Annotated in this window: 22 protein-coding genes and 2 pseudogenes; 3 read left to right on the top strand and 21 right to left on the bottom strand. The window is 42.1% G+C overall.

Features of this window, described 5'->3' with window-relative positions; all coding sequences use genetic code 11:
• Positions 1 to 3: 3 nt before the first annotated feature.
• The gene (rsmH, locus tag O3605_RS06570; RefSeq protein WP_371585634.1) at positions 4 to 954 is read right to left on the bottom strand and encodes a 16S rRNA (cytosine(1402)-N(4))-methyltransferase RsmH; all 951 of its coding nucleotides are present in this window, start codon (positions 952 to 954) and stop codon (positions 4 to 6) included.
• Between the two features lie 150 nt (positions 955 to 1,104).
• On the opposite strand from rsmH, the gene O3605_RS06565 reads away from it, so the two are divergent.
• The gene (locus O3605_RS06565; RefSeq protein WP_070659659.1) at positions 1,105 to 1,284 is read left to right on the top strand and encodes a hypothetical protein; all 180 of its coding nucleotides are present in this window, start codon (positions 1,105 to 1,107) and stop codon (positions 1,282 to 1,284) included.
• A gap of 101 nt (positions 1,285 to 1,385) precedes the next feature.
• Here the strand turns inward: O3605_RS06565 and O3605_RS06560 are convergent, their stop codons facing one another.
• From O3605_RS06560 to O3605_RS06465, 20 genes and pseudogenes are all read right to left on the bottom strand, one after another.
• A complete protein-coding gene (locus O3605_RS06560; RefSeq protein WP_371585633.1) occupies positions 1,386 to 2,768 on the bottom strand; it encodes an amino acid permease in 1,383 nt (460 codons plus the stop codon).
• Between the two features lie 163 nt (positions 2,769 to 2,931).
• Entirely contained in the window at positions 2,932 to 3,189 is a 258-nt protein-coding gene (locus tag O3605_RS06555; protein WP_003012632.1) for a DUF896 family protein, read from the bottom strand.
• A gap of 33 nt (positions 3,190 to 3,222) precedes the next feature.
• Positions 3,223 to 5,259 (bottom strand): glycine--tRNA ligase subunit beta, encoded by a 2,037-nt coding sequence (gene glyS, locus O3605_RS06550; RefSeq protein ID WP_371585631.1) that lies wholly within the window; start codon positions 5,257 to 5,259, stop codon positions 3,223 to 3,225.
• A 282-nt stretch (positions 5,260 to 5,541) separates the two neighbouring features.
• A complete protein-coding gene (glyQ, locus tag O3605_RS06545; protein WP_002886077.1) occupies positions 5,542 to 6,459 on the bottom strand; it encodes a glycine--tRNA ligase subunit alpha in 918 nt (305 codons plus the stop codon).
• Between the two features lie 508 nt (positions 6,460 to 6,967).
• On the bottom strand, positions 6,968 to 11,383 hold the full coding sequence (locus O3605_RS06540) for a S8 family serine peptidase (protein WP_371585630.1): 4,416 nt from the start codon (positions 11,381 to 11,383) through the stop codon (positions 6,968 to 6,970).
• A 269-nt stretch (positions 11,384 to 11,652) separates the two neighbouring features.
• Entirely contained in the window at positions 11,653 to 12,495 is an 843-nt protein-coding gene (locus tag O3605_RS06535; RefSeq protein ID WP_371585628.1) for an aldo/keto reductase, read from the bottom strand.
• Positions 12,492 to 12,710: a hypothetical protein gene (locus O3605_RS06530; protein ID WP_003018530.1), complete on the bottom strand. Its 219-nt coding sequence runs from the start codon at positions 12,708 to 12,710 to the stop codon at positions 12,492 to 12,494. The genes O3605_RS06535 and O3605_RS06530 overlap by 4 nt, the downstream gene beginning before the upstream one ends.
• Positions 12,711 to 12,841: 131 nt before the next feature.
• A complete protein-coding gene (nagA, locus tag O3605_RS06525) occupies positions 12,842 to 13,999 on the bottom strand; it encodes an N-acetylglucosamine-6-phosphate deacetylase (RefSeq protein WP_371585627.1) in 1,158 nt (385 codons plus the stop codon).
• Positions 14,000 to 14,153: 154 nt separating this feature from the next.
• Positions 14,154 to 15,785, bottom strand: coding sequence for a Na/Pi cotransporter family protein (locus tag O3605_RS06520; RefSeq protein ID WP_371585626.1), 1,632 nt, complete (start codon positions 15,783 to 15,785; stop codon positions 14,154 to 14,156).
• Between the two features lie 184 nt (positions 15,786 to 15,969).
• Positions 15,970 to 16,320: a 30S ribosome-binding factor RbfA gene (rbfA, locus tag O3605_RS06515; RefSeq protein ID WP_003003976.1), complete on the bottom strand. Its 351-nt coding sequence runs from the start codon at positions 16,318 to 16,320 to the stop codon at positions 15,970 to 15,972.
• A gap of 73 nt (positions 16,321 to 16,393) precedes the next feature.
• Positions 16,394 to 18,889, bottom strand: a pseudogene (gene infB, locus O3605_RS06510) (translation initiation factor IF-2); the annotation flags it as partial.
• Positions 18,890 to 18,984: 95 nt separating this feature from the next.
• A pseudogene (locus O3605_RS06505) lies at positions 18,985 to 19,108 on the bottom strand (translation initiation factor IF-2 N-terminal domain-containing protein); the annotation flags it as partial.
• Between the two features lie 16 nt (positions 19,109 to 19,124).
• Complete coding sequence (locus O3605_RS06500; protein WP_023920256.1) at positions 19,125 to 19,424, bottom strand: YlxQ-related RNA-binding protein; 300 nt, start codon at positions 19,422 to 19,424, stop codon at positions 19,125 to 19,127.
• The gene (gene rnpM / locus O3605_RS06495) at positions 19,417 to 19,713 is read right to left on the bottom strand and encodes an RNase P modulator RnpM (protein WP_003010401.1); all 297 of its coding nucleotides are present in this window, start codon (positions 19,711 to 19,713) and stop codon (positions 19,417 to 19,419) included. The genes O3605_RS06500 and rnpM overlap by 8 nt, the downstream gene beginning before the upstream one ends.
• 14 nt (positions 19,714 to 19,727) lie before the next feature.
• The gene (gene nusA, locus O3605_RS06490) at positions 19,728 to 20,870 is read right to left on the bottom strand and encodes a transcription termination factor NusA (protein ID WP_031575236.1); all 1,143 of its coding nucleotides are present in this window, start codon (positions 20,868 to 20,870) and stop codon (positions 19,728 to 19,730) included.
• Positions 20,871 to 20,914: 44 nt separating this feature from the next.
• Positions 20,915 to 21,394 (bottom strand): ribosome maturation factor RimP, encoded by a 480-nt coding sequence (rimP, locus tag O3605_RS06485; RefSeq protein ID WP_021154518.1) that lies wholly within the window; start codon positions 21,392 to 21,394, stop codon positions 20,915 to 20,917.
• Between the two features lie 97 nt (positions 21,395 to 21,491).
• Positions 21,492 to 22,127 (bottom strand): tRNA (guanosine(46)-N7)-methyltransferase TrmB, encoded by a 636-nt coding sequence (gene trmB / locus O3605_RS06480; RefSeq protein WP_024056398.1) that lies wholly within the window; start codon positions 22,125 to 22,127, stop codon positions 21,492 to 21,494.
• A complete protein-coding gene (gene ccrZ / locus O3605_RS06475; RefSeq protein WP_003003852.1) occupies positions 22,124 to 22,918 on the bottom strand; it encodes a cell cycle regulator CcrZ in 795 nt (264 codons plus the stop codon). Before ccrZ ends, trmB begins: the two co-directional genes overlap by 4 nt.
• A gap of 40 nt (positions 22,919 to 22,958) precedes the next feature.
• Positions 22,959 to 24,014, bottom strand: a complete 1,056-nt coding sequence (locus O3605_RS06470; protein ID WP_371585623.1) for an ABC transporter permease — start codon at positions 24,012 to 24,014, stop codon at positions 22,959 to 22,961.
• Positions 24,011 to 24,742, bottom strand: coding sequence for an ABC transporter ATP-binding protein (locus O3605_RS06465; RefSeq protein WP_021154515.1), 732 nt, complete (start codon positions 24,740 to 24,742; stop codon positions 24,011 to 24,013). The genes O3605_RS06470 and O3605_RS06465 overlap by 4 nt, the downstream gene beginning before the upstream one ends.
• Before the next feature lie 67 nt (positions 24,743 to 24,809).
• Here O3605_RS06465 and O3605_RS06460 point away from each other — a divergent pair, with 67 nt between their 5' ends.
• Together O3605_RS06460 and O3605_RS06455 are read left to right on the top strand one after the other, a co-directional pair.
• A complete protein-coding gene (locus tag O3605_RS06460; protein ID WP_371585621.1) occupies positions 24,810 to 25,223 on the top strand; it encodes an HIT family protein in 414 nt (137 codons plus the stop codon).
• A 12-nt stretch (positions 25,224 to 25,235) separates the two neighbouring features.
• The gene (locus O3605_RS06455) at positions 25,236 to 25,526 is read left to right on the top strand and encodes a hypothetical protein (RefSeq protein WP_371585620.1); all 291 of its coding nucleotides are present in this window, start codon (positions 25,236 to 25,238) and stop codon (positions 25,524 to 25,526) included.
• Positions 25,527 to 25,536 lie beyond the last annotated feature (10 nt).

The following is a 25,536-nucleotide window of genomic DNA, read 5'->3' as shown; positions in this document are numbered from 1 at the left end:
CTCTTACTTGTGTATTTTTCGAGCAACCCGTAGTTTTGCTGAATGGGATCGATTATTTCCCTCAAGCTCTTCTTCACTTGGCAAAATAGGTTTCCGGTTGACCAACTCCATCTTTGGTTTCAAATCATCTGGAATAAAGGGAAGTCCCTTTGGAACCTCAACCGTCGAAGCTTCTTTAAACAATTGTTTGGTCAATCGATCCTCTAACGAATGAAAGGTAATCACAGAAATACGACCATCGAGGGCCAACAAATCCATGGCTTGCTGAATTGATTCATCTGCAGCTCCCAGTTCATCATTGACTTCGATACGAATGGCTTGGAAAATCTGTTTAGCAGGATGGCCCTTTTTCTTAAGCTCCTTAGCTGGTTTAGCAGATTTAATAATCTCTGCTAATTCAGTCGTCGTTTCAATCGGTTTAATTGCTCGTGCTTGCTCAATTTTCCGCGCAATTTGCTTGGAAAATTTGTCCTCTCCATATTTGAAAAAAATACGGACTAGATCATGGTAATCGTAGCTATTTACGACCTCATAGGCTGTCAAGGAAGCTTCTTGATTCATCCGCATGTCCAGTGGCGCATCTTTCTTGTAAGAAAATCCGCGTTCCCGTTCATCTAACTGAGGACTAGAGACACCTAGGTCATAACAGATTCCATCAATTTCAGTCACACCCAATTCGTTTAGACATTCCTTCAAATGACGAAAGTTATCCTTAATGAAGGTCACCATGCCTTTCTCGATGAATGGAGCTAAACGAATCTTAGCATTCTCAATTGCATGCTGATCTTGGTCAAAGGCATAAAGATGGCCCGATTCATTTAATTTTGTTAACAAATATTCGCTGTGGCCTGCCCCACCCAATGTGGCGTCTACATAGATCCCATCTGGCTTAACATCCAGCATATCGATCGTTTCATGAAGCAAAACCGTTACATGATGAAATTCTTTACTCATATCTTTACTATTTTACCACAAATAGGACCAAGATGCACTCCTGAAAGAAAATTCACTAACTAATCCTATCGGACCTTTTCAGATCCTACAAAATACCTAGAAAGGCTTGATTTTATTTGTTTCCTCTAAGATTTATGATACAATACTCTTATGAAAATAAGAAAACAGATTCTCATCCCACTTTTATTGGTCGATGCTATCGCTCTCTACTTTTTTCTAACCACTATTGAGGCTTGGATTTTTTGGCTTGCTGCCCTGATCCTAGTCGGCTCACTTTGGTGGCTCAAAAAAGCAATTCAAGGACAAAAAACAGAGATGGAAGAAAACTAATTTCTCCCACCTCTGTTTTTCTTTTAACCACTCCAAGAAACCCCTAAAAAAGCAAATAGCTCTGAAATAATAAAAACTCACCTAAGGGTGAGTTTTGCAGTTTATTTACTATGTTTCCAATTGCTGTAAATTCCAAAGAGGATGATCCAGATGGTTGCTCCAATCGCTCCAATGTATGTTGATTCTTGCAAGAAGAGACAAACGAATACGAAGAGGAAGAAAACAATGGTCAATGGATTCAACACTTTATAGGCTGGCATGACAAAACCATCTGGCATAAATTCTTTCGATTTACGGTACTTAAGATGGGCAAGCATGGTCAAAATGTAAATAGCAATGTAGACACCAGAAGAAGATGCCGTAATCAAGGCAAAGGCATCTGAGACACCTGGCAAGACATTGATAAAGGCAGAAACAGCAACCACAATCGCAGAAAAAATAATCGCGCGACTTGGAATCCCCATACGAGATAAGCTATTCAGTTTCAAACGATTCATCACTTTACTGTTTGGTGTTTCTTTTGCAATCTGGTACAAGTGACGCCCTGTTGAATAGAGGGTGGAATTCAAGGAAGATGCCGCAGCTGTCAGTACAACAAAATTAATCAATCCTGCTGCCCACTTGATGCCTACCATCTGAAAGACCGTTACAAACGGTGACTTATTGACAGGAAGCTGTTGCCAAGGGAAAATAGCCATAATCGCCAACAAAGCTCCTACATAAAAGATTACAATTCGGATTGGAATTTCTTTAATGGCTTTTGGCAATACTTGGCGGGGATTAGCTGTTTCAGAAGTAGTAATTCCAACAAACTCGATCGCTTGGTAAGCAAAGAAGACCATTTGGAAGGCCATGACGAACTTGACCCAACCATTTGGAAACATTTGAAAACCACTAGTAATATTGGTTAAACTAGCGTGTCCAGCTGGTGTTTCAAAATTCGTCGTCACCATAAAGATCCCTGTTGCGATCAAAGCTAAAATGGTGACAATCTTGATCATTCCAAACCAGAATTCAACCTCTCCAAAAACCTTCACAGCGATCAAGTTTACACAACTCAAAAGCGCTAAAAAGATAATTTGAATCTGCCAGGCTGGCCAATTTGGAAACCAAAGCTGGACATAGTTGGAAACAGCGGTGATCTCTGCCATTCCCAAAAATACCAAGGAGACCCAATAGGACCATCCTGAAAAATAACCCCAACCTTTTCCTAGATACTTGGTGATAAAGTTGATAAAGGTGTGTTGATCAGGGTCCATATAGAGCATTTCTCCGATCGCCCGCATCATCAAGTACATGAAGGCGCCAGTCAGCATATAGACTAAAATAATAGAGGGACCTGTCAAAGAAAGGGAACGACCAGCTCCAAGAAAGAGCCCTGTCCCGATGGTTCCTGCAATAGCGATCAGCTGAACATGCCGATTTTGCAGACCACGAACCATCCCATTTTCGGTTTCTTCACCAGGATGATGTTTTTTTGACATATGATTACTCCAATTCTTTTTCTGTACATTTTCAGAAAAGTATACTTTAAATTTTCACACAATCTACTATACCATGTTTTTAAAAATTGGTCAATCTAGTCCAGAATATTCTGAATTTTAAAGATACAAAAGAGTGCTGGAGTCTATTCCAGCACTCTTTTGCTTATGAATTAGGGTCATCGAGACTACGGCCATGCAAACCTTTTTCCCGTTGCACTTGGCGTAGTTTCTCAGGGGTTACATCATTTCCTTCTTCATCCACAATTTTGATCCCTTCGATGTGGTGACGAACTGAACGACGATAACCTTCAATGTATTCTTCACGAAGTTTTGCTTGTTCCACTGCTTCTTCAGGAGTCAAACCTTCTGTTTTTTTCTTTTTAGCAAGCTCATTGATTCGAGCGATTTTTTCAGGTGTCATAATAAGACCTACTTTCTACCTGTCATCAGGTCATTATTTTGTGTTCAATTGATTAAAGGCTGCAACAGCGTTGGCTTTCGCTACAAGACCTGCAAGAAGGGCCAAACGGTTGTTTTTAACAGCCTCATCTTCTGCCATAACCATGGTATTGTCAAAGAAAGCATCGATGACTGGGCTAAGGGCGAAAAGCTGAGACAATTTGTCACTTGCTGAACCTGTCAATTCAAGCTCTTCAATCGCTTTAGAAAGGGCTTTTTCTTGATCGTTTTCAAAGAGACTAGCGTCGACTGCTACTGAAGCATCTGCTTTTTCTGCCAAGTTAAAGGCACGAGAGAGGGACTCAACAGCCACCTTATAACCATCGGTCTTCGCAGCTTCTGAAAGAGCTTCAGCTGCTTCCAGCATATCAGCCACGACAAAGTTTGAACCAGCAAGAACAGCATCTTTGATGTCTTTTGGTGTGCGTCCCATCATCTTGTCCACACGCGCTTTGATGAAGTTGATGACTTCTACTTGATTGTCATATGAAAGGCTATCAAATGAAAGTCCGTAAAGGCTGTCAATCAACTCATCCATAGGGATATGCCAACCAAAAGCATCCAAGATCCGAACAATCCCTTGTGTTGCACGACGAAGCGCATATGGGTCATTGGAACCTGATGGAATCAAGCCAACTGAGAAGAATGAAAGGAGGGTATCCAATTTATCTGCAAGCGCAAGGATAGCACCAACCTTAGTCTCTGGAAGAGCTCCGTCTGCTGAATCAGGAAGGTAGTGCTCACGGATAGCTGTCGCTACCGCAGCATCTTCACCAGCGAGGAGGGCGTATTTTTCACCCATGATTCCTTGCAATTCATCGAACTCTCCGACCATACCCGTCAAGAGGTCAAATTTGTAGATTTCAGCTGCACGAGCAACGGCTGCCGTTTCTTCAGCAGTCAAACCAGCTTGCTCAGCTAGCGACGCTGCAATAACACCAGCACGCGCCATGTGTTCTGAAAGAGAACCAATTTTTTCATGGAAGGTCACGTTGGCCAATTTAGCAACGAGGTCTTCAATCTTAAGTTTTTGGTCTTCACGCCAGAAGAATTCACCATCTTCAAGACGTGCCACCAAGACTTTTTCATTTCCTCGGATAACATTTTCCAAGTGCTCAGCGTTCCCATTACGGACGGAGATGAAGTTTGGTTTCAGCTGACCATCAAGGTCACGTACAACAAAGTACCGTTGGTGCGTTTCCATTGAGGTCACCAAAACTTCTTCTGGAACATCCAAATATTTAGTGTCAAAACTTCCCATAAAGGCAGTTGGGTATTCGACCAAGTTCAAGACTTCGTTCAAAAGTCCTTCTTCGATTTGAACTTGAACACCTTGTTCTGCTTCGATGGCCTTGATTTGCTCACGAATCATGTTTTCACGTTCTTTGCTATCCGCAATCACGTAAACGGTACGAAGGTCTTCTTCATAAGAATCCGCATTGGTAATTTCTACTTCATGTCCAAGGAAACGGTGGCCACGACTCACACGACCTGAATGGATATCCAAGAAATCAAGGTCGAGTGCTTCGTCGCCCAAAAGAACGATCAAGGTGTGAACTGGGCGAATGTATTCAAATGTGTTGTTAGCCCAGTGCATGCTAACAGGGAAGGTCAATGAAGCAAGCACCTCTGGAACGCCAGCCAAGACTTCTTTAGCTGGTTTTCCAGCTTCGTGCTTCGTAACATAAACGTACTCTTCGCCTTTGACTTCACGGAATTCGATATCATCAACCGTCAAGCCTTTTCCACGGACGAATCCTTGAGCCGCTTTTGAGAAGTTTCCATCTGCATCCAAGGCGATTTTCTTAGAAGGTCCTTTAAAATCTTCAGTCAAATCAGATTGTTGATCCGCTAAACCAATCACACGGACGGCCAAACGGCGTGGTGTTGAGAAGGTTTGAATGCTTTCGTATGAAAGACGGTTGTCATCCAAGAAGGCTGCCATTTTCTCACCGAGTTGTTTTTCACTTGGTGTGACAACGTAGGCTGGCAACTCTTCAAGTCCAAGTTCTACTAATAAGTTTTTTGTCATGTTTTTTCCTTTACAAAATTCTTCTTTTTGATAGGCACCTTAGGTACCGAGGACGTCGCTAACTAACTTTGTGAGGCTGTAGGGAAATCTTCTGTCTCCTTGACATCGATTTCCAACAGTCTCATCAAAGTGGATTTAGCCAACTGATTTTTGAACCTAACGTTTCAAAAATCCCCATCAAGCAGTACGGCGGTGCCTATCCCTTTAGCAAGTCTCCGACTTGCCTCTGGGTAGCCGTACGGGCTCACTTTGTTTGCCCATTTTCCATTCTTGTAGCTCTTTTTATTCTTCCTCTTCTGCTAGGAGTTTGGCGCGTGTGGCTTCGTCAAGAAGTGGGTAACCAAGTTTCTTACGTTCTGCGACGAAGGTTTTGGCTACGACACGGGCCAAGTTACGGATGCGGGCAATGTAGCCGGCACGTTCTGTAACGGATACTGCTCCACGAGCATCAAGCAAATTGAAGGTATGTGAACATTTCAAAACGTAGTCATAGGCTGGGTGAACAAGGCCCAATTCCAAAGCACGTCCTGCTTCTTTTTCAAATTTTTCGAAATTTTCAAGAAGCATATCTTGGTCAGAAACTTCAAAGCTGTATTTTGAGTGTTCATATTCTGGTTGAAGGAAGATTTCTCCGTATTTAACGCCTGGAGCCCACTCAATATCGTAAACAGAATCGACTTCTTGGATGTAAGAAGCCAAACGTTCCAATCCGTAAGTGACCTCAGAAGTTACCGGACCAGTTGCCAATCCACCAACTTGTTGGAAGTAGGTAAACTGAGTGATTTCCATACCGTCCAACCAAACTTCCCAACCAAGACCAGCTGAACCAGTTGATGGGTTTTCCCAGTTATCTTCAACGAAACGGATATCGTGTTCCAAAGGATTGATCCCCAATTTTTCCAATGACTCAAGGTAGAGTTCTTGAATATTTGATGGTGATGGTTTCATCACCACTTGGAATTGGTGGTGTTGGTAAAGACGGTTTGGGTTTTCCCCGTAACGTCCATCTGCTGGACGACGTGATGGCTCTACATAAGCCGCATTCCATGGTTCAGGACCAATGGCACGAAGGAAGGTGTAAGGACTCATGGTTCCCGCACCTTTTTCATTATCGTAAGCCTGCATGAGCATACAACCCTGGTCATTCCAGTATTGTTGCAAAGTCAAAATAATTTCTTGGAAGGTTAGTTTTTTTGACATCTTCTTCTCCTTTTTATAAATTCTTGCGACATGAGTCCGCCTCGTCGATTTTACGAAGCAAGACGAGTTAGTACTGCCCCACGCTCAGGCACCAGGGTGCCTGAGCGTGGGGCAGTCCGACTGTAAGGAGGTCTCTGCCACTAACGCAGTGGAAAGTCAATTTTTTAGACATGTTTTACTCCTTATTCATAAAGTTTCTTGTGACTCAGGATGCAAAAAGAACCGTGTCTCTGCTCCTAAGTCGTTTGACCTAGGGGCGTCAGAAACGCGGTTCCACCCTAATTTATTACTTCATTTTATTTTACTTTACTCAGCTTTTACTGAGAGAAAGCGCCACTTGCTTACTTTGCTCTACTTGGCTCTCACTATCCCAAGCTCGCTAGAAAAACGCCGTAAGCCCTTCTTTCTTGACTAGTATTATAGCAGATTTTTAGTAACTTGTAAATTAAAATCCGCATGAAACAATCGTTTCATACGGATTTTAGGCTAACAAACAATATTGTTTTTCTTATGGACGTCTTGCAGCTTTTGGTTTTTTACCATGAAGTTTTTTCTTGGCATTCTTCAAGGCTGTCAAAGCATCTTTCACATCTTGTTGGCTTGCTCCTGGATTTGAAAGGATAGTTTGCGCATCCTTGAAGGCTGCTAGGTAAGCTTCTTTTTCTTCATTTCCAGCATAGATGAATTTAGCATTCTTTTCTTGGAACTTCAATTCTTCCTTGATGTATTTTTCAAGGCTTGAAAAATCAGTTGCTTTCCCGTTTAATTTTCCTTCCGCACGGCTAAGCTCAGCAAGTGCTTGATTGATTTGTTCTTGTTTCACAGTTGGATCAACTGCAAGCAAGGCAACTGTTTGGAAAGCACGATCGTAGTCGCGACGTACTTTTTCTTTGGCATTGGCATAACGACCAGTTTTAGTCGTAGCATCGTAAGCCTGCATGGCTTCTTTCAAGGCCGCAACGTTTGAATCTTTCCCATCCAAAGCTTGGCTGGAAGCTTCAAGACTAGCTAGAGCTTGGTTGACTTGCTCTTGACTAACCTTGTTGGTCAAGGCTGCTTGGGCAGCTTGCAAGGCTTGATCATAGGCCTCCTTCTTATCCGCACTGGCATTGAAATATTGCGCTGTCTTTGTAACATCTGCTTGGTTGTTCAAAGCAGCTAAGAGAGCCACTTTTGAGATCACTCCAATACGATAATTGTTGTTGCGCCCTGCGACAACTGAGATCACTGGTGCTTCCTCAGCTAGTTCATAGCCTGTAGGAAGAGTTGCAACCAAGGTATATTGACCAGTTGCTACAGATTTACCAAAGCCATTTTTACCATATTTTTCAGCAGGCAAGACAAAGTTTTCACCATCTGCCCCTTTTAATACGATCGTAGCTGCTTTTGAAACCGGTTGATCAAATCTGATGCTAACTGGTGCATATTCTAAAGTATTGGCAAGAAAAGCAATCGTTTGGAAACTATTATCCTCTGTCAAATCAAATTCTTGCGTCAAGCTGCTGACAAATTTCACTTCTGTACGATCATACGTAAAGATTTCTGCAGTATAATGACCAAAGTTCAAGAAGTTAATATCTTTTGTCTTATCAACTGACACGTATTGGCCGTTGCTATCTTTGATTCGGTAAACATACATAGTATCCAAATCTTTGTTCGTTTTAGCGTCACGAACTGCAATTTGAACCCGACCACTATTTTGATCCCGAACTAAATCAGCTAGTGAAACATAGTCTACGTTCCCCGCAAAGTCTTCTACATAGTAGTAGATATTCTTCTTATCGATGTTTTCAGGAAGATCGAAGCTACCATCTTCATTGGCCTTGATCACATGGTAATTTTCAAGCGCACGTGTACCATTCTTATCTTCACTGGTTTGGACCATTGTCCCCTGATCATCGAATGGAGTCACGTAGACGAGTTTTTCAGTTAAGATACCACCATCGCCAACATCTTTGGCTTTACGTGCTACAAACTGTTGAGCCCCATCTTTGAAACGGATATATCCAGATGTGATCACTGGTTTTTGAGTATCGACTTGAACCTTGAAGGTCGTTGACTGCTCCTCAGCTCCAGGAACCATTGGTGTGTAACGAATGACATAATCATATACACCATCTGCTACTGCTTTCCCATTTGCATCGGTACCATTCCAAGCAGTATTATCTAGTGTGTAACTGCGTGGGTTCTTTTCATTACCATCAAAGAAGTTCTTACGATGATCAGATGGAGTTCCTTCCCACAGCGGATTTTTATGTTCCGTATCGCTTGCTGCGTAGACAGTTGCATGAAGGTTTTCAATGTTTCGAAGAGCAACCGTCTTGTATTCAACGAGGTCTTTATTTCCATCTTCATTTGGTGAAATGGCAATGCGAACATTTCCATTCTCATCTAGTTGAAGAGAGTGAGTTCCTTCCGCATTTTCTTCAATACCAAGAACGGTAATCCGACGACCATCACGTTTCCCTTGTGTAAGGAGAAGGTCATTTTGAAGGGTGACGAGCGCAGAAACATTCGCACTCGATGAGATATTCAAATCTTTTGGAACATGATAGTAGAAGCCATCTTTTCCTTCACGAACTAAATCATAGATTGGTTTTTCAACCGCTGGAAGGTTTTGGAATTCTCCCTTGAATCCCATAAATGGTAAGCTAACTACATCCCCATCATCTGCTGGATCGACAAAACGAACAAATCCTTCAAGGAAATAGCCATTTGGCATTTCTTTGCTTAATTCTTCTGTGAATTTACTTGTGTCGACTTTCACTGTAACTGTTTCAGAACTATGTGCTTTCACGGTTACTTCAGGCCAAGCAGTTTCTGTTAATTTACGTGGACGAAGGGTAAATTTACCATCTTTCACTTCATCTGTGTCAGTATTCACCAACATTTTCAAGGTACGATCGGTATCTGAAATATTGTGGACAGTGACATCAAAGGTAAAGCTATCTCCAACATTTCCAAGAGTGACACTTGGATAGTTGTTTTCACCAGTCACATACAAGTCTGTTGAAACAGCCGCTGCTGTGTCGACAACCCCTGCTCCTTGTTGGCGTGGAGACGTATAGACACCGGTTTCTTTGTTAACATGTGGTTTAGCCGTAGACATAATCAAGGCTTTGACAGTTGCAGAAACTTGTTCAGGAGTCAATTCTGGATGGTTCTTCACAAGGTATTCTTTAACCAAGGCTGCAACACCTGCTACGTGAGGTGAGGCCATACTAGTACCACTCATATCCCCGTAGGTATTGTCATTCAAAGAAGAGAAGATATTCCCACCAGGTGCTGTGACATCTGGTTTCAACTGACCATCTGTTGTCACACCCCAGCTTGAGAAATCAGACAATTGGTCTGCTTCTGGAGATGGACGGTTAGCCATGGTATTGTTAAAGACAACTTTGTAAGATCCAGCTTTAAGAGCTTCCCCATAGCGTTTTGAAATGAAGACAGATGGAATTTTCTTAGCATCTCCATCAATTGCCATTCCAAGATTAGATCCTTCTACATTATTGTAAACCATGGCCCCTACTGCACCATGATGGAGGGCATTGGCAATCTTTTCTGAGAATGGAATTTCCCCGCGTTGGATAAGCGCCAATTTACCGGTAAGATCTAGATCTTTGAAATCATCTTCTTTCCCAAGACCAACTGATACATACTCATATTCTTTACCTTTTTCAAAGTCTGTATCTGTTGCAGATTTACTGTAGTCAAACTTCCCGTTATCTACTTCTGCATTACCTTCCAAACCTTTGACTTCGAAAACCTCTGTGGTAATGATTTTATTATTGATTGAAGCAACAGAAATAGAGTCCTCTACTGTTGATGGGTTTCCGACCAAGCCGTAATCTGGATTTTCTGCAGCTGGTCTTGAATAGCCATTCCCAAAAGTATTGCTATTTCCTGCAGAGATTAGGACAGATACACCTTTAGCACGCGCCCGTTTGATGGCGTCAATGATATCTGAACCTGCATTGACCGTAGAACCAGTAGAAGATCCAAGACTCATATTGATGGTATCTGCACCAAGAGCTACAGCATCATCAATTGCTTTTACATAAAGAGCAGAACCCGTTGTTTTTTGACGATCTGAAAAGACACGCATAAACATAACTTGCGCTTCTGGTGCTACACCATAGATCTTTTCTCCGTTTCCTGCTTCTTTATCAGGATTCCCTGTTGCAATCCCTGTAACGTGCATCCCATGAGAATCTCTTTCGGCCTCTTTGATATTGTCGGTCCCATCAAAGTAGTCATAAGCGTAGACAACCTTGTCGTTGTACCATTTACCATAATCGATTCCTGCCGCTTTCTTAGCAGCTTCGATTTCTTCTTGGTTTTTAAACTTAGCTTTTGAAGGATCGGTAATCCGAAGAACCTCGTGGTTCACATCCAAGCCAGAGTCGATGACGGCGACAACCATCCCTTCCCCTTTATAGCCTTGCTTCCAGGTTTGGGGAACTGTAATAATTTCGTCACTTTCGATGCTTTGAGGTTTTTCAGCTGCCTCATGGCGATTCGTTGTTTCCGAACTTGTCGCAGTAGCCACTTCTGTTGCTTTTTCTACAGGTTTTTCCGCTACTTCCTGTTTTGTTTCTGGAACAACAGCTGCCTCTTTCGGAGCTTCTGTTTTTTCAACATGAGCTGCTTCTGTTGTATTCGTTGTCTTTTCAGCAACTGTTGCTTCTTTTGCAACTTCTACTTTCTCACTAGCAACTGCTGTACTTGCTTCTGTTGCTTGTGAATGCTCTTCTTCAGCAGGTGCCTGTTGAGTAGTGGCTACAAGCTGTGTTCCAGCACTCGTTTGAGCCGCTTGTTCTTCAGCACTCGCTTGTGCAGATCCAAATACCAAAACAGCCCCTAATAAAACTGAGGCTACACCAAATTTGTATTTTCTTAATGAAAAACGTTCTTGTCTATTCATAGAAACTCCCCTTTTATTTTAATAGTAACTATTATAACGCAAAATTATCTGAAAATTCATTCAAAAAACAAATTGTAACACAAATGTAACATTTACGAATATTACTAACTATTAACTAATTTTCGTTCGGAAAATTTTGAAGTTGCATGGGAAAGTATTATAGAACATCTGTTTTTATTGGATTTTTAAAATTATTTAATCATTGAAAGGATTTTAAAAACCGAGAACGAAACTGTCCTCGGTTGTCATTAATGAATAGAAATTCTCTCTTAAAAATCTTTGTTGTCTGGATCAGGTGCACCTGCTGCAACCGGAAGATGGCGAAGGAGTTCCACATCATCTGCTGTCAATTCAAAATCAAAGCAATTTAGATTACTCGCAATCCGCTCAGGCGTAACCGATTTTGGCAATGGAAGGAAACCTTCTTGTAAACTCCAAGCCAGAGCTAGTTGAGCGACAGTCTTTCCATATTTAGTAGCCATTTCTTTTACTTGTTCATTTTGGAACAATTCTCCCTGGCCAAAAGGTCCCCAAGCCTCTAGTAAAATGCCATGCTTGCGACTTGCAGCAATGGCTTCGCTTTGGTAAACCCCAGGTGCTAGACGAATTTGGTTCACAGCTGGGATGACCCGAGCTGTTTCAAGGAGGGCTTCCAAATGATGAGGCAGAAAATTGCTAATACCAATAGCTCGAACCTTGCCAGCAGCTAGCATATCTTCCATTGCCCGCCAAACCTCAGCATTTCGTTGTTTCCAAGCATCATTTTCTCGAAGAGGTTTTGGATTTGGCCAATGAATCAAATAAAGATCTACATAGTCCAAGCCTAGTTTCTCAAGAGACTCTTCCAAAGCAGCTTGAGCGTCTTCATAGGTGTGATGAGTATTCCAAAGTTTGGTGGTAATAAACAGGTCTTCGCGCGCAAGACCACTGTCTTTAATGGCCCGACCCACACTCTCTTCATTCTGATAAATCGCAGCTGTATCGATATGGCGGTAACCTGCTTTTAAAGCAGCTAAGACAGCTTGATAGGCTTCTTCTCCATCTGCTGCTTTCCAGGTTCCAAATCCTAATACAGGAATCTCCACCCCATTATTTAAACGATAATTGTTCATTTTTTCTTTCCTTTCTTCGATTTCGGTTTCTTAGGCCCTCGAAGCTTGAGCTCTGGCTTAAAAATATTCTTCTTGGTTGGCTCCATCTTCTTGCTATAAAAACTATAGAGTAAAAATGCCCCACCAACAATCACAATAAAGATATTTTTTCTTACAATCCCATAGAGCAAGAAAAAAATTCCCATCAATAAAAAACGTATATCAATTGCCTTCATAAGCTACCTCACATTTCAATTCCCATTATAGCATGAAAAGACAGCATTCACAAAATTGCACTACCATCGGTAAACAAAAACCTCTCTAGGTATGACTTAGAGAGGAAGTATTCTATCTTCGATTCTTGAATCTAATTGGTAGCTTGGTAACGTTTGACCCCATCGAGATAGGTCGCAACCAGATCCAAATTTTGATCAAGCACGATGAAGTCCGCGTCATATCCTTCTCGAATTTGACCACAAACATCATCAATATGGACTGATTTTGCCGGATTGAGGCTGGCCATCATCACTGCTTCGTAAGGGTTAGCAATCCCCCACTCTACAACATTTTTTAATCCATCTTTCAATTTCAAGATTGAGCCAGCTAGATTACCAGTTGATTTCAAGCGAGCAGTCCCTTCAGCAACCACGACTGGGAATTCCCCAAGCATATAATCCCCGTCTTCTAATCCCCCAGCTGTCATACAGTCAGTAATCAAGGCAACATTTTCTTTTCCTTTTTGTTTCATCAGGATATCACACGCTAAAGGATCCACGTGATGGCCATCACAGATCAACTCTGCTGTAGTATGAGGCAACTCATACATAGCACCAACCATACCGAGTTCACGGTGTGTCAAACCACGCATACCATTGTAGGCATGCACCCAGACACTCGCACCTGCATCAACCGCTTTTTTAGCTTCTTCAAAAGTAGCATTGGAGTGGCCAAGGGCGACTGTCACCCCTTCTCCTGTAATGGTCCGAACAAATTCTTCTACCCCTTCACGCTCGGGGGCAAGGGCAATCTTATTCAACAGACCATTGGCAGCTTTTTGCCAAGCCCTGAATTCTTCCATACTTGGATCCTTCATATAAGCTGGGTTTTGAGCTCCCTTGTATTTTTCTGTGAAATAAGGTCCTTCAAAATAAATCCCGCGAATCTTGGCTCCTGTTGCTTCTTTGTATCGTGCACCGATATTTTCCGTTACTGCCAAAAGTTGTTCGTAAGAGGAAGTCAAGGTCGTAGGCAAAAAGCTCGTAACCCCTGTACTCAAGAGACCTTCACTCATGGTATGGAGAGTGCCTTCGATATTATTATCCATCACATCTACCCCACCAAAACCGTGAATATGGGTATCTACGAGGCCAGGCGCAATACTGTAACCTGAATAATCCAACACATCCGCACCTTCTGGTAAGCTTTCCACATGTTTTCCAAACTTGCCATCAACAAGCTCCAAATAGCCTCCTCGGCGAACCCCATGTGGATAATAAAATTGATCTGCTTTAATATATGTAGACATAAAATCGTCCTTTCCATTGTAGGAACTGTGTTCCATTTATATTCATACATATTATAACGCTTTCACTTTCATTTGTAAATGGTCTAGACCTATTTTTGAATAGAATCCAACAAAAAAACAGAGTAAGCTTCCTACTTACTCTGTTTGACGTTCCTTAAATTTGCTCGATTTGTACTTTTTCAGCGAGATTCATGGCATGGTCTGCAACACGTGTATAGTGAGAAATGATATCAATAAAGTTCACTCCAGCTTGAGGTGTACATTCACCATGGTTCAAACGACGAATATGGGTTTTCCGAAGTCTTTTCTCCAACTTTTCAATTGCCTCGTGACGTACTACCAGTTGGTTTGCAAGACTCACATCATTGTTCTCAACAGCTTTCAAAGCATCCTCTACAAATTGATGGGTTTGGTTGTAAATATCTTCCAATTCAGCCAAGGCCGCTTCTGAAAAGACCACTTTCTTACGAATTAAATAATCGGTCAGATTGATCAAGGCTTCCGCGTGATCTCCAATCCGCTCCAAATCTCGTGAGGAATCTAGGATGTTGGTGAGAACTTCACTTTCTCTCGGACTCAAGGCTTCACTTGACAAACGAATCAGGTAGCGAGTCAAATCATCATCAATGGTATTGATGGCTTCTTCTGTCTTATGACCCTTTTCAGCTGTTTTCTCATTTTGATGAACAATATAATCATAAGAAAGATTAAAAGCTTTGTCTGCATATCCACCTAAATGAAGCAACTCTTTTTTCGCATTTCCAAGAGCAATCGAAGGCGCTTGAGTGATCAAGTTTTCATCCAAGTAGAGTGGCTCATATTTGACAACCTCATCCTCACCAGGAATCAGTTTGGTTACAAAGTATGCCAAAGCTCCAATGAATGGGAATTGAATGATAGTGTTGGTCACGTTGAAAGCTCCGTGAGAAAAAGCAATGGTCATTTCTGGTGACAAGTGCAAGAGCCCTTGGAAGTATTCAATCATGGCTGTAAAAGGTGTTAACAAGATCAAACAAAGGATTGTTCCGATCAAGTTAAAGAGTACGTGGGTTGCTGCAACACGCTTAGCAGAAATATTGGCCCCCATCGCAGCAATAATAACTGTCAAGGTTGTTCCGATGTTGTCCCCAAAAAGAATAGGTAAAGAACCGCGAAGATCTAGGAAACCACCTGAATACAAACCTTGTAGAATCCCAATGGTAGCTGACGAAGCTTGAATCAAAACGGTGATGATGGCTCCCGCTAGAACACCCAGAATTGGATTTTTTCCAAGGGTGATCATGTACTGGCTAAATTCTGGCAATTCTTTCAAAGGACTCATTCCCGCACTAATCAGGTTTAAAGCGTAGAAAATTCCTCCAACCCCAAAGAGAATCCGACCAATATTATTGGCCATTCGATTCTTGGTAAAGAAAAGTAAGACCGTTCCAAGAAACATAATTGGAAGGGCATAAGTTCCCAGTTTAAACCCAATAATGAACGAGGTGACCGTAGTCCCGATATTAGCCCCCATGATGATCCCAATGGCTTGACGTAGGGTCAAGAGACCCGCACTGACCAAACCAACGGTAATCACCGTTACCCCAGTACTAGACTGAATAAGAGCTGTCACAACAATCCCTACTAAGACTCCAAGAAAGGGATTGCTGGTATATTTATCAATATAGTAGCGAAGACGGTCCCCTGCAACTTGTTGCAGTCCTTCTCCCATGGTTTTAATACTATAGAGAAAGAGACCCAACCCTCCCAAAAAGTTAAACAAAATTTCCTGCCAGTTAATGGACATGATCATTCCTCCAAATATGAGATCAGAAATAAAACTCCTCTCCTATTGTAAAGGATAATTTCCAATCACACAAGAGATTTCTGTAAATTTCTATTATTTTTTGAAACCGTTTTTTTTCTTTCTGTTTTATTTTCCTCATTTTAAGAGTCAAAAAAGAGGTTGGACACTATTGGTCCCAACCTCTCTAGTCTTTGTTCAAATTGCGCAACATCTCATCGATCTTATTTCCGTATTCGATGGATTCGTCTTTCACAAAAGTAAGATCTGGAATCTTGTACAATTTCAGATTCCGACCTAATTCACGCTTGATGGTTCCTGTTGCTTTTTCAAGGCCTGTCTGAGCCTTTTGATTGTCTGAAGCCAAATCACTCATAATTGAATAATACACTTTGGCCATAGACAAATCACCTAGCATTTGAACATCCGTAATGGTGACGCCTTGAACACGCGGGTCACGAACTTTCTTTTGTAAAATCTCATTGACTTCCCGCTTGATTTCCATCCCTACTCGGTCTGTCCGAAAATGACTTGCCATAGGAACTCCTTTCTGCTCTGTGTTTAAAAACTAGGAAATCAGAGGATCCCCCTTTTTTTCCTAGTCAGCTTGCTTATTTTTTAATTTCTTCCATGATGTAGGCTTCGATGGTATCATCTGTCTTGATATCATTGTAACCTTCAATCATCAATCCACCTTCACGACCATTTGTGATCTCTTTGACATCATCTTTGAAGTGTTTCAAGCTTGCAAGAGCTCCGTCATAGATCACGACACCGTCACGAATGACACGGACTTTGGAATCACGTGTAACCTTACCACTAAGGACCATAAATCCACCAATGGTACCCACTTTTGAGACTTTAAAGGTTTCACGAATAACTGCTTCCCCGATCACTTTCTCTTCGAACTCAGGATCCAACATACCCTTCATGGCATCTTCCATTTCTTCAATCACTTTGTAGATGATTGAGTGAAGACGGATTTCCACCTCGTCAGCTTCAGCTTGTTGACGTGCTTGTGGAGTAGGACGGACGTTAAATCCGATGATGAAGGCATTTGAAGCTTCTGCAAGGGTCACGTCTGATTCGTTGATCGCACCAACTGCTGAGTGAACGATGGTCACTTTCACACCTTCCACTTCAATCTTTTGAAGGGAAGCAGCAAGAGCTTCAACCGAACCTTGTACATCGGCCTTGATGATGACATTAACGGATTTAACTTCTCCAGCCTTCAAGGTATCAAAGAGATTTTCAAGGCTGACACGGTTGGTTGCTTGACGTTGTTTCATCAGAGCACGTTTGGCACGTTCTTCACCCGCTGCACGCGCTGATTTTTCATCTTCGTAAACCGCGAAGTGGTCACCCGCCATTGGCGCTTCATTCAAACCAGTGATAGAAACCGGAGTAGATGGTCCTGCAACCTTCACACGACGTCCAAGGTCATTGGTCATGGCACGGACACGTCCAAAGGTATTTCCGACAACGATTGGGTCTTGGACATTCAAGGTACCTTGTTGAACAAGGAGGGTTGCCACCGCACCTTTTCCTTTATCCAAGCGCGCTTCGATAACCGTACCGATGGCACGAACAGTTGGATCTGCCTTGAGTTCTTGGATTTCCGCCACAAGAAGGACCGTTTCCAAGAGTTCATCGATATTTTGGTTGAACTTAGCTGAGATTTCTACAAACTCAGAATCACCACCCCAAGCTGTTGACATAACTCCATGCTCTGCCAATTCACCGATGACACGCTCTGGATTAGCTCCTGGTTTATCGATCTTGTTGATGGCCACAATGATTGGAACATTGGCAGCTTTTGAGTGGTTGATGGCTTCGATGGTCTGTGGCATCACCCCGTCATCTGCTGCTACAACCAAGATGGTAATATCCGTAACAGATGCACCACGCGCCCGCATAGAAGTAAAGGCCGCGTGTCCAGGTGTATCCAAGAAGGTAATCTTCTTGCCATTTTCCACGATTTGATAAGCCCCGATGTGCTGAGTGATTCCTCCCGCTTCACCTGTTGCTACACGTGAATTACGAAGGGTATCCAAAAGGGTAGTTTTACCGTGGTCAACGTGTCCCATGATGGTGACAACTGGTGGACGCTCTACCAACTCATCTGGATTCAAATAACCATCTTCAACGAAGAAGCGTTCGATATCGGCATTGTCCACTTCAACCTTTTTCTTGGCTTCAATTCCATAATCCACCATCAAGAGTTCAATCGTATCTCCATCCAGCGATTGATTTTGAGTCGCCATGACTCCCATCATAAAGAGTTTCTTGACGATTTCAGCCGGTTCACGCTTGATGCGTTTTGCGATTTCGGCAACCGTCATTCCATCCGTATACTCAAATTCACTTGGTAATTCATGGAATTTACGCTCTGTTACTGGTTTTGGAGCATCATTACGGTTGTTCTTTCCTTTTTTATTTTTCTTATTGTTATTCCAGTTACTATTTCTCTGATTTCTCACTTGATTTTGACTATTTCGATTCCTTTGTTGTTTTCTTGGACCATCTTCTTCACGATCAAAATCATCGCGTTTCTTATCTGGTCGCGCTTGTTTCTTCCGACGTGTATCGACTTGAGCTGGAGCAGCAGCAACAGCTGGTTTTGTATGGTTCTCAAGAGCTGGCTCCTGTACAGGTGCTTTCACTTCTGGTGCTTCTACCCGTTTCCGGCGCTGTTGACGTTCTTGTTCTGCTTTTGCAGCTTGTTGTTTGTAGCGATCTTCACTTCCACGTGCGTACTCAGCATTTTGTTCAGCTTTCAGTGCTGCTGCACGCGCTTTGAAATCAACTTTTGGTGCCACTTGAGCTTGTTCACCACGTCTTTGATCTGGTCGGTTATTGCGACGATCAGAACCTTGTTTTCGTTGTTCATTTCTCTCTTGTGGTCGTTGATTTCGGTTGTCACCATGACGCTGATTGTCCTTGCGATCACGTTTTGGACGATTGTCTTGTTGTTTCCTACGTTCAGCCTGCTCTTTTGCACGCGCTTCTCGTTCCGCTTTAAAGTTACGACTCTTTGGTTTAGCAGCTGGCATTACTGATTTTGTCTCAGTTGCCCCTTCTTTTTTGACAGGCGCTGCTTCTTTTTTCTCTGCGACAGCCGTTGTCTTGGCAGCCACTTCTGCTACTTTCTTTTCGACTGTTTCTTTTTTCGCTGCAAAGCTCTTGATCAACTTTTCAGCAACATCAGTATCGACACTAGATGCATGACTCTTGACGTCAAAACCTAATTCTTTCGCACGAGTGACGACTTCCTTACTTTCCTTGCCCAATTCTTTGGCAATTTCGTATAATCTTTTCTTAGACAATTGCTGTCCTCCTCTTCTATTCCATAAGAGACCTCATTTTCTTTGAAAATCCAGCATCTACAACAGCGACGACCTTACGGGCACGTCCAATTGCAGTGCTTAATTCTAGTGTTGAAAACACGGTAGATACTTGAACCTCATAATAGTGACCCTTATCTGTCACCTTTTTTGTCAGGTTACTAGCTGCATCATTTGCCAGAAAAACTAATTGTGCTTTTTCTTCCTGGATTGCTTTGATCACGAGTTCTTCTCCAGAAATGAGTTTTCCTGCTCTTTGCGCCAAGCCCAACAAATTACTTATCTTTTGCTTATTCAAGACCTAACTCTCTTCTCTTCACCTTATGATCTACATAAGCGATCAATTCATCATAGAAAGCTTCTTCCACTTCCATATTAAAGCTACGATTAAAAACTTTCTTTTTCTTAGCAAGTGCCGCTTCTTCATTGTCTAGCTTGATGTAAGCGCCTCGACCATTGGCTTTACCAGTTGGATCGATAAAGACTTGTCCTTCTTTATTTTTGACAATGCGGAGCAAATCGCGCTTATCAATAATTTCATTTGAAACGACAGATTTTCTTAAAGGGATTTTTCTTGTTTTTACCATTTCCCCTCCCTCACTTAATCGACTTGCTCTTCGTCACTTTCTACTTGGTCTTCAAAAGTTTCTTGAGCTGCTTCCATTTCTTCGAACTCACTAGCAGATTTGATATCGATGCGATAACCAGTCAAATGAGCTGCCAAACGAACGTTTTGACCACGACGACCAATGGCAAGAGATAATTTGTTGTCTGGAACCACAACGAGAGCATGTTTGCTATCTTCATCATCAAAAATAACTTGGTCCACTTCTGCAGGAGCGATCGCATTGTAGATAAATTCAGCTGGATCTGGAACCCATTCGATGACATCGATATTTTCTTCTGTCGGAACCATACGGTCTAATTTTTGATCGTATCGAGCTGGGTGGAACTTGCTGGTAATCTTTTTAATATTCGATCCACCACGACCAACGATAGTCCCAATCGCATCTACGTTTGGATTATGGCTGCGAACCGCAACTTTTGTACGATCTCCAGCTTCACGCGCCACACTCATAATCTCAACAGTTCCATCATAGACTTCAGGAATTTCTTGTTCCATCAAACGTTTGATCATTTCAGGATGGCTTCGACTAACAAAGACATTGACACCACGTGGATTATCTTCTACCTTGTAGACAAAGACTTCAATCCGGTCATGAGATTGGAAGACTTCTCCTGGAATTTGGTCTTGCTTAGACAATTGAGCTTCGATCGAACCAAGATTGACATAGATAAATCGATTGTCAAAGCGCTCCACCGTTCCACTCATGATTTCATTTTCATGTTCTTTATAAGTGTTATAGGTGATGGTGCGTGTTTGCTTGCGCATTTTTTCCATGATGGTTTGTTTAGCAGATTGAGCTGCTACACGACCAAATTCAGCTGGTGCTTCTTCAAACTTGATCTTATCCCCCAACTCATAAGCAGAACTAATGGCCAAGGCATCCTTCAAGCTGATTTCTAAACGGCTATCAAAGACTTCATCCACCACTTCACGAACCGTATAAACACGGAAATCTCCAGTTTTTTCATTGAATTCAATCGCTGCACTTTCTGATTGTCCATAACGACGGCGATAAGCTGAACGCAATGATTCTGTGACGGCTTCGATGATATCTTCTTTTTTGATCCCTTTGTCTTCTTCCAAAATGCGGAAGGCTTCTAGCATTTCTTTACTCATGTTTTTCTTGCCTCTACTATAAAGGCATCCTTTCTTTCATTCTGTTACAATTTTACAGCCAACCTTGCTTTGGACACAAGGTTATAAGGAATTTCTACAGTTTTCTTTCGTGTTTTATCCATATACTCAATGGTCAAAACATCCTCTTCAAAACCTACCAAGTTCCCCTCAAAGACCTTTTGCTTTTCCACAGCCTTATACAAGCTGATATTGACATACTTGCCAACAGCTCCCTCGAGTGCTTCCTTGGTTTTCAATGGTCTCTCCAAGCCAGGACTGGTAACTTCTAAAAAGTACTGTTCTGGAAATGGGTCTGGTTTGATTTGATCCAATAGCGGGCTAATGATTTCTGTCAAATCCGCTGTATCATTCAGTGTGATCCCTTCTGGTTTGTCTACGAAAATGCTTAAGACGTAGTCACCACCCATTTTGCCATATTCAACATCGACCAATTCAAATGGTTCCTTTATAGCTGGCTGAATCACTTCTGTTACTAAGTCAACAATCGTTGCGATGGTTGCCACCTCCTCATAGATAAGAGGCGAAGATATTTCCCCGCCTCTCCTTTTCTATTCATTTAATGTATTATAACACGATTCCCCAATGATTGCAAGGAATATGCTAAAACTGTGCTTCTACACGGTAAATGACCTGGCCTTTACTTGAGAACTTTTTCTCATATTCCGTCATGACATTCCCCTCAAAATCACTAGCATGAAGGTCCAACCAGACTCCCTTCAAAGTCATACCATACTGTGAAAAGCTCACCAAACTGTATTCAAACAGACCTCGATTATCTGTTTTAAAGTGAATCTCCCCATGTTCTGGAAGAATTTGCTTGAAGGTATCCAAGAAGGTCTTGTATGTTAAACGACGCTTCTCATGACGTTTCTTAGGCCAAGGATCTGAAAAATTCAGATAGAGTTGATCGATTTCTCCATCTTCAAAATAGTTGGTCAAGCTATCTCCGTCTACCCAAAGCAATTTAATGTTAGGAACATCAGCTTCTAAGACCTTATCTAAAGCATAACTCAAGACCGATTTTTGAATATCAATTCCGATGTAGTTGATCTCTGGATTGGCCTTGGCCATCCCAGTAATAAAGGCCCCTTTTCCGCTACCTACTTCGATATGAATAGGATGGTCATTCCCGAAAATCTCATGCCACTTTCCCTTGGCATCTTCTGGATTTAGGACCACATATTGCGGGTTCGCTTCTAATAATTCAGTCGCTCCCTTGCGATTTCTAACTCTCATATTTCCTTTCCATATTTCAACCGGAAATTGCGCAGAGCATAGATCTCGCGATTGACATTTTCTAAATCATTATTTTCATAGTATTTAGCAATTTGGCACAAGAAAGAGTATTGACCAAACCAATAGAGTTTATCAAATACTTTTTGATTGTACTTGTAGCCATAATAGCCTAACCAATCGCGCCAATTAGAATCTGGGATATAGTGACTCAAGATATGCGCCACATCCAACATCCGGTCTGTCAAACGAACAGAGTCCCAATCGACTAGATAAATCAAGCCGCTCTCTGTCTCAATCCAGTTACTATGACGGACATCCCCATGAACGATCGTCGCATAATCCTCCCGAAAGGCAGGCACTGTCTTACGTAAATTCTTTACGACTGATTGGATATAGTGGTTCTGACGTAGGGCAATTGGCAACCGATTGCTCCAAGAATTGAGCAGTTCTAATGGAGATTCCACAGGATAGCCAAGTTTTTTCAATTGGGTCATCAAAGGTCTAGAACGGTGCAATCTCGTTAAAATATTGACGACTTGTTTTTTCGACATCCCATTAGGCGTGAGAATTTCCCCATTCAACCATTCTTGGGCACTCATCACATTTCCATCTGGCAAACGTCGACTCCATAACAATTGAGGAGCAATCTGTTCTTTTGCTAGACCCGCAAGGATTGGGGTCGTATTCATTTTTACAAAAACGCGCCCACCATCTGGGTAGGTCCCCATGTAGGCCTTCCCACTCTTCCCAGGAATTGGGGTGAGGCTTAGCTCTTTTTCATTCGAGTCCATCTTTTCCTCCGTAAAAAGTTTCCAATCTATTTTACTAATTTTAACGACTTTCGTCAACCAAGCGCGCCATCTTAAATGGAAGATAGAGTAGGATTAAAGCAACTGTATAAGCCAATAAGCCTAACAACAGGACTTTATCTGAAATAAAGACCAGGCCAATTCCCCCTTCTATCACCGTTATCATCCCCATGACCAGCTGAATCGTTTTGTTCAACCCTGTCTTTTTACTGCCCTTTTTCATTGGGAAAAGGAGGGTCAACGGTTGGTAATCAAAAGCACTGTAAAGCCCCAGTAATTGAAAAATAACCAAGTAATTGAGCAAGGCTACAAGGGCAATCACTACGAGGGGTTGGGGAATAAAGATGATAGCGAGAATGGAAAGAGCCAAGAGTCGGAGAGTCATAGAGAAAAGATCTCCATTCCGTAGGAAGGAGCGCATATATAAGTGCAGCCACGTATTGCCATGTGTTTTGGGAAGAAGCCCTAAGAAACCATCCAAGTAAGCTCTTCTTTTAACACTGTTGGTAATGCCTTTCACCGTTGTAAACAAGGCAAAGAAACGAAGAATCAATTGTTTCCTTGCATTCTCACGAGCAATGGCCAAGGTCCAATTCAAATTTCCATCCTGGTAGAAACGCGCTTCCTTCCAGCTAAAAACAGCCCCTTTAGCCACCCCTAAGACAAGGATATAGGCTACAATAGCAAGGTTACCCAGCCCCGTTGCCAGAAGAAGAGGCACAAATAATAGAAGGACAAAACTTTGAATCAAAAACCAAAACACAAAAGACTTCTTGGCCTGCCCTTTGATATAACGTTTCACTTCCTCTTCCTTTACTAAAAGGAATAAAGCATCGGGCTTCTCTAAGTAGGTCGCAATGGAGCCTATCGGAACCAAGAGGAGCAAGCCAATCATGAGACTCCAGCGGATCAGGCTTGTATCTTTGGGGAGATCTTGCAAGAATTGGCTGTATTGAACCGCCAAAAATCCTATGAAAATCAGCATAAAGAGGACGAAATGATCATTGAGAACATAGCGGCTATATTTTACACATTGAGTTCGAAACGTTTCTTGCCGTTTTTTCATCAACTCTTTCATGCTGTTTCCTCTTCTGTCAAGGTCATGTAGATATCATTTAGACTTGCTTTCTCATCCCCAAAAGTTGAGCGCAGCTCGTCCAAGGTCCCTTTTGCTCGGATCTGACCCTTATGGAGGATCACAAAACCATCACACATCTTTTCAGCCGAATCCAGAACGTGGGTACTCATCAAAATCGATTTTCCTTTTGCTTTCTCATCGGCCAATAACTGAATCAAATCTGCAATCGCAACAGGATCCAATCCCAAAAAGGGTTCATCGACAATATAAAGACTTGGATCCACTGCATAGGCACAAATAATCATGACCTTTTGCTTCATCCCTTTTGAAAACTGGGTCGGGAACCAATCTAATTTTTCAGCCAAACGGAATCGTTCCAACAAAGGCTGGACGCGCACCATGACCTGATCCATGTCTAAATCATAGGCCATAGCTACGGTCTCGATATGCTCTCTCAGGGTTAATTCTTCATATAGGCTAGGGGTTTCTGGAATATAGCCGATTTTTTTACGATAGTCAGTTGGAGCTTCTGGAAGACTCAAGCCGTCAATCCGTACTTCCCCAGCATAAGGATGCAGGAGACCAATAATTTCATTAATCGTGGTTGACTTCCCAGCTCCATTTAGTCCAATCAAACCAATCAGTTGGCCGTCCGGAACTGAAAAACTCACCTCTTTCAGGACAGGGATGTTGACATAGCCCCCTGTCAACTTGTTGATTTCTAACATATTTTCTCCGATTTCTGGTATAATGTTCTTATATTATAACAAAATTTAGTCTAAATGAGGTGTATTTATGGTTGACGATTGTATTTTTTGTAAGATTATAGCTGGCGACATTCCTTCCTCCAAAGTATATGAGGACGAGGAAGTCCTCGCATTTTTGGACATCTCTCAGGTTACACCAGGTCATACGTTAGTGGTTCCAAAAAAACACGCTCGCAACCTCTTAGAGATGGACGAAACCGCCACAGCTCAACTATTTGTACGTGTTTCTAAAGTTGCTAAAAAAGTAGAAGCTGCTACCCAAGCTAAGGGAATGAATATCATCAGCAACATGGAAGAAGTTTCTGGACAAACCGTATTTCACACACATGTCCACATTATCCCTCGCTATTCCGATCAAGATGAGCTTGCCATTTCATTTACTGAACACGAGCCTAATTTTGAACAACTAGCAGTTCTCGCAGAAACCATCAAAAACAGTTAAAAAGGAGGCCATATGAAACTCAAAAATCTCTTTTGGTTTGCAACAGGAGCTAGCATGAGCTACCACCTAGTAAAAAACCGCAAAGAAATTAAAACAGAGGTGACTGAATCCAGCCAATTGGTCAAGGGAATTCAAGATAACCTAGCAAAAATCCAACGCAATCTGGATATTATCCAAGACCAAAAGACCAATCTTCAAGAATTGGTAACGGATTTCCAATACAAGACCAAACTATTTCGTCAACAAGCAACAGCTTCTCTAAAAGAAATTCAAGACATCTGGCAACCAAGTAAAAACGATTGAGAAAACTCAA

This window comes from Streptococcus sp. 27098_8_99 (assembly GCF_041431935.1).
GTDB lineage: Bacteria > Bacillota > Bacilli > Lactobacillales > Streptococcaceae > Streptococcus > Streptococcus parasanguinis_D.
The sequence above is the reverse complement of the archived record's forward strand: the minus strand, read 5'-3'. Positions and strand labels throughout refer to the sequence as shown.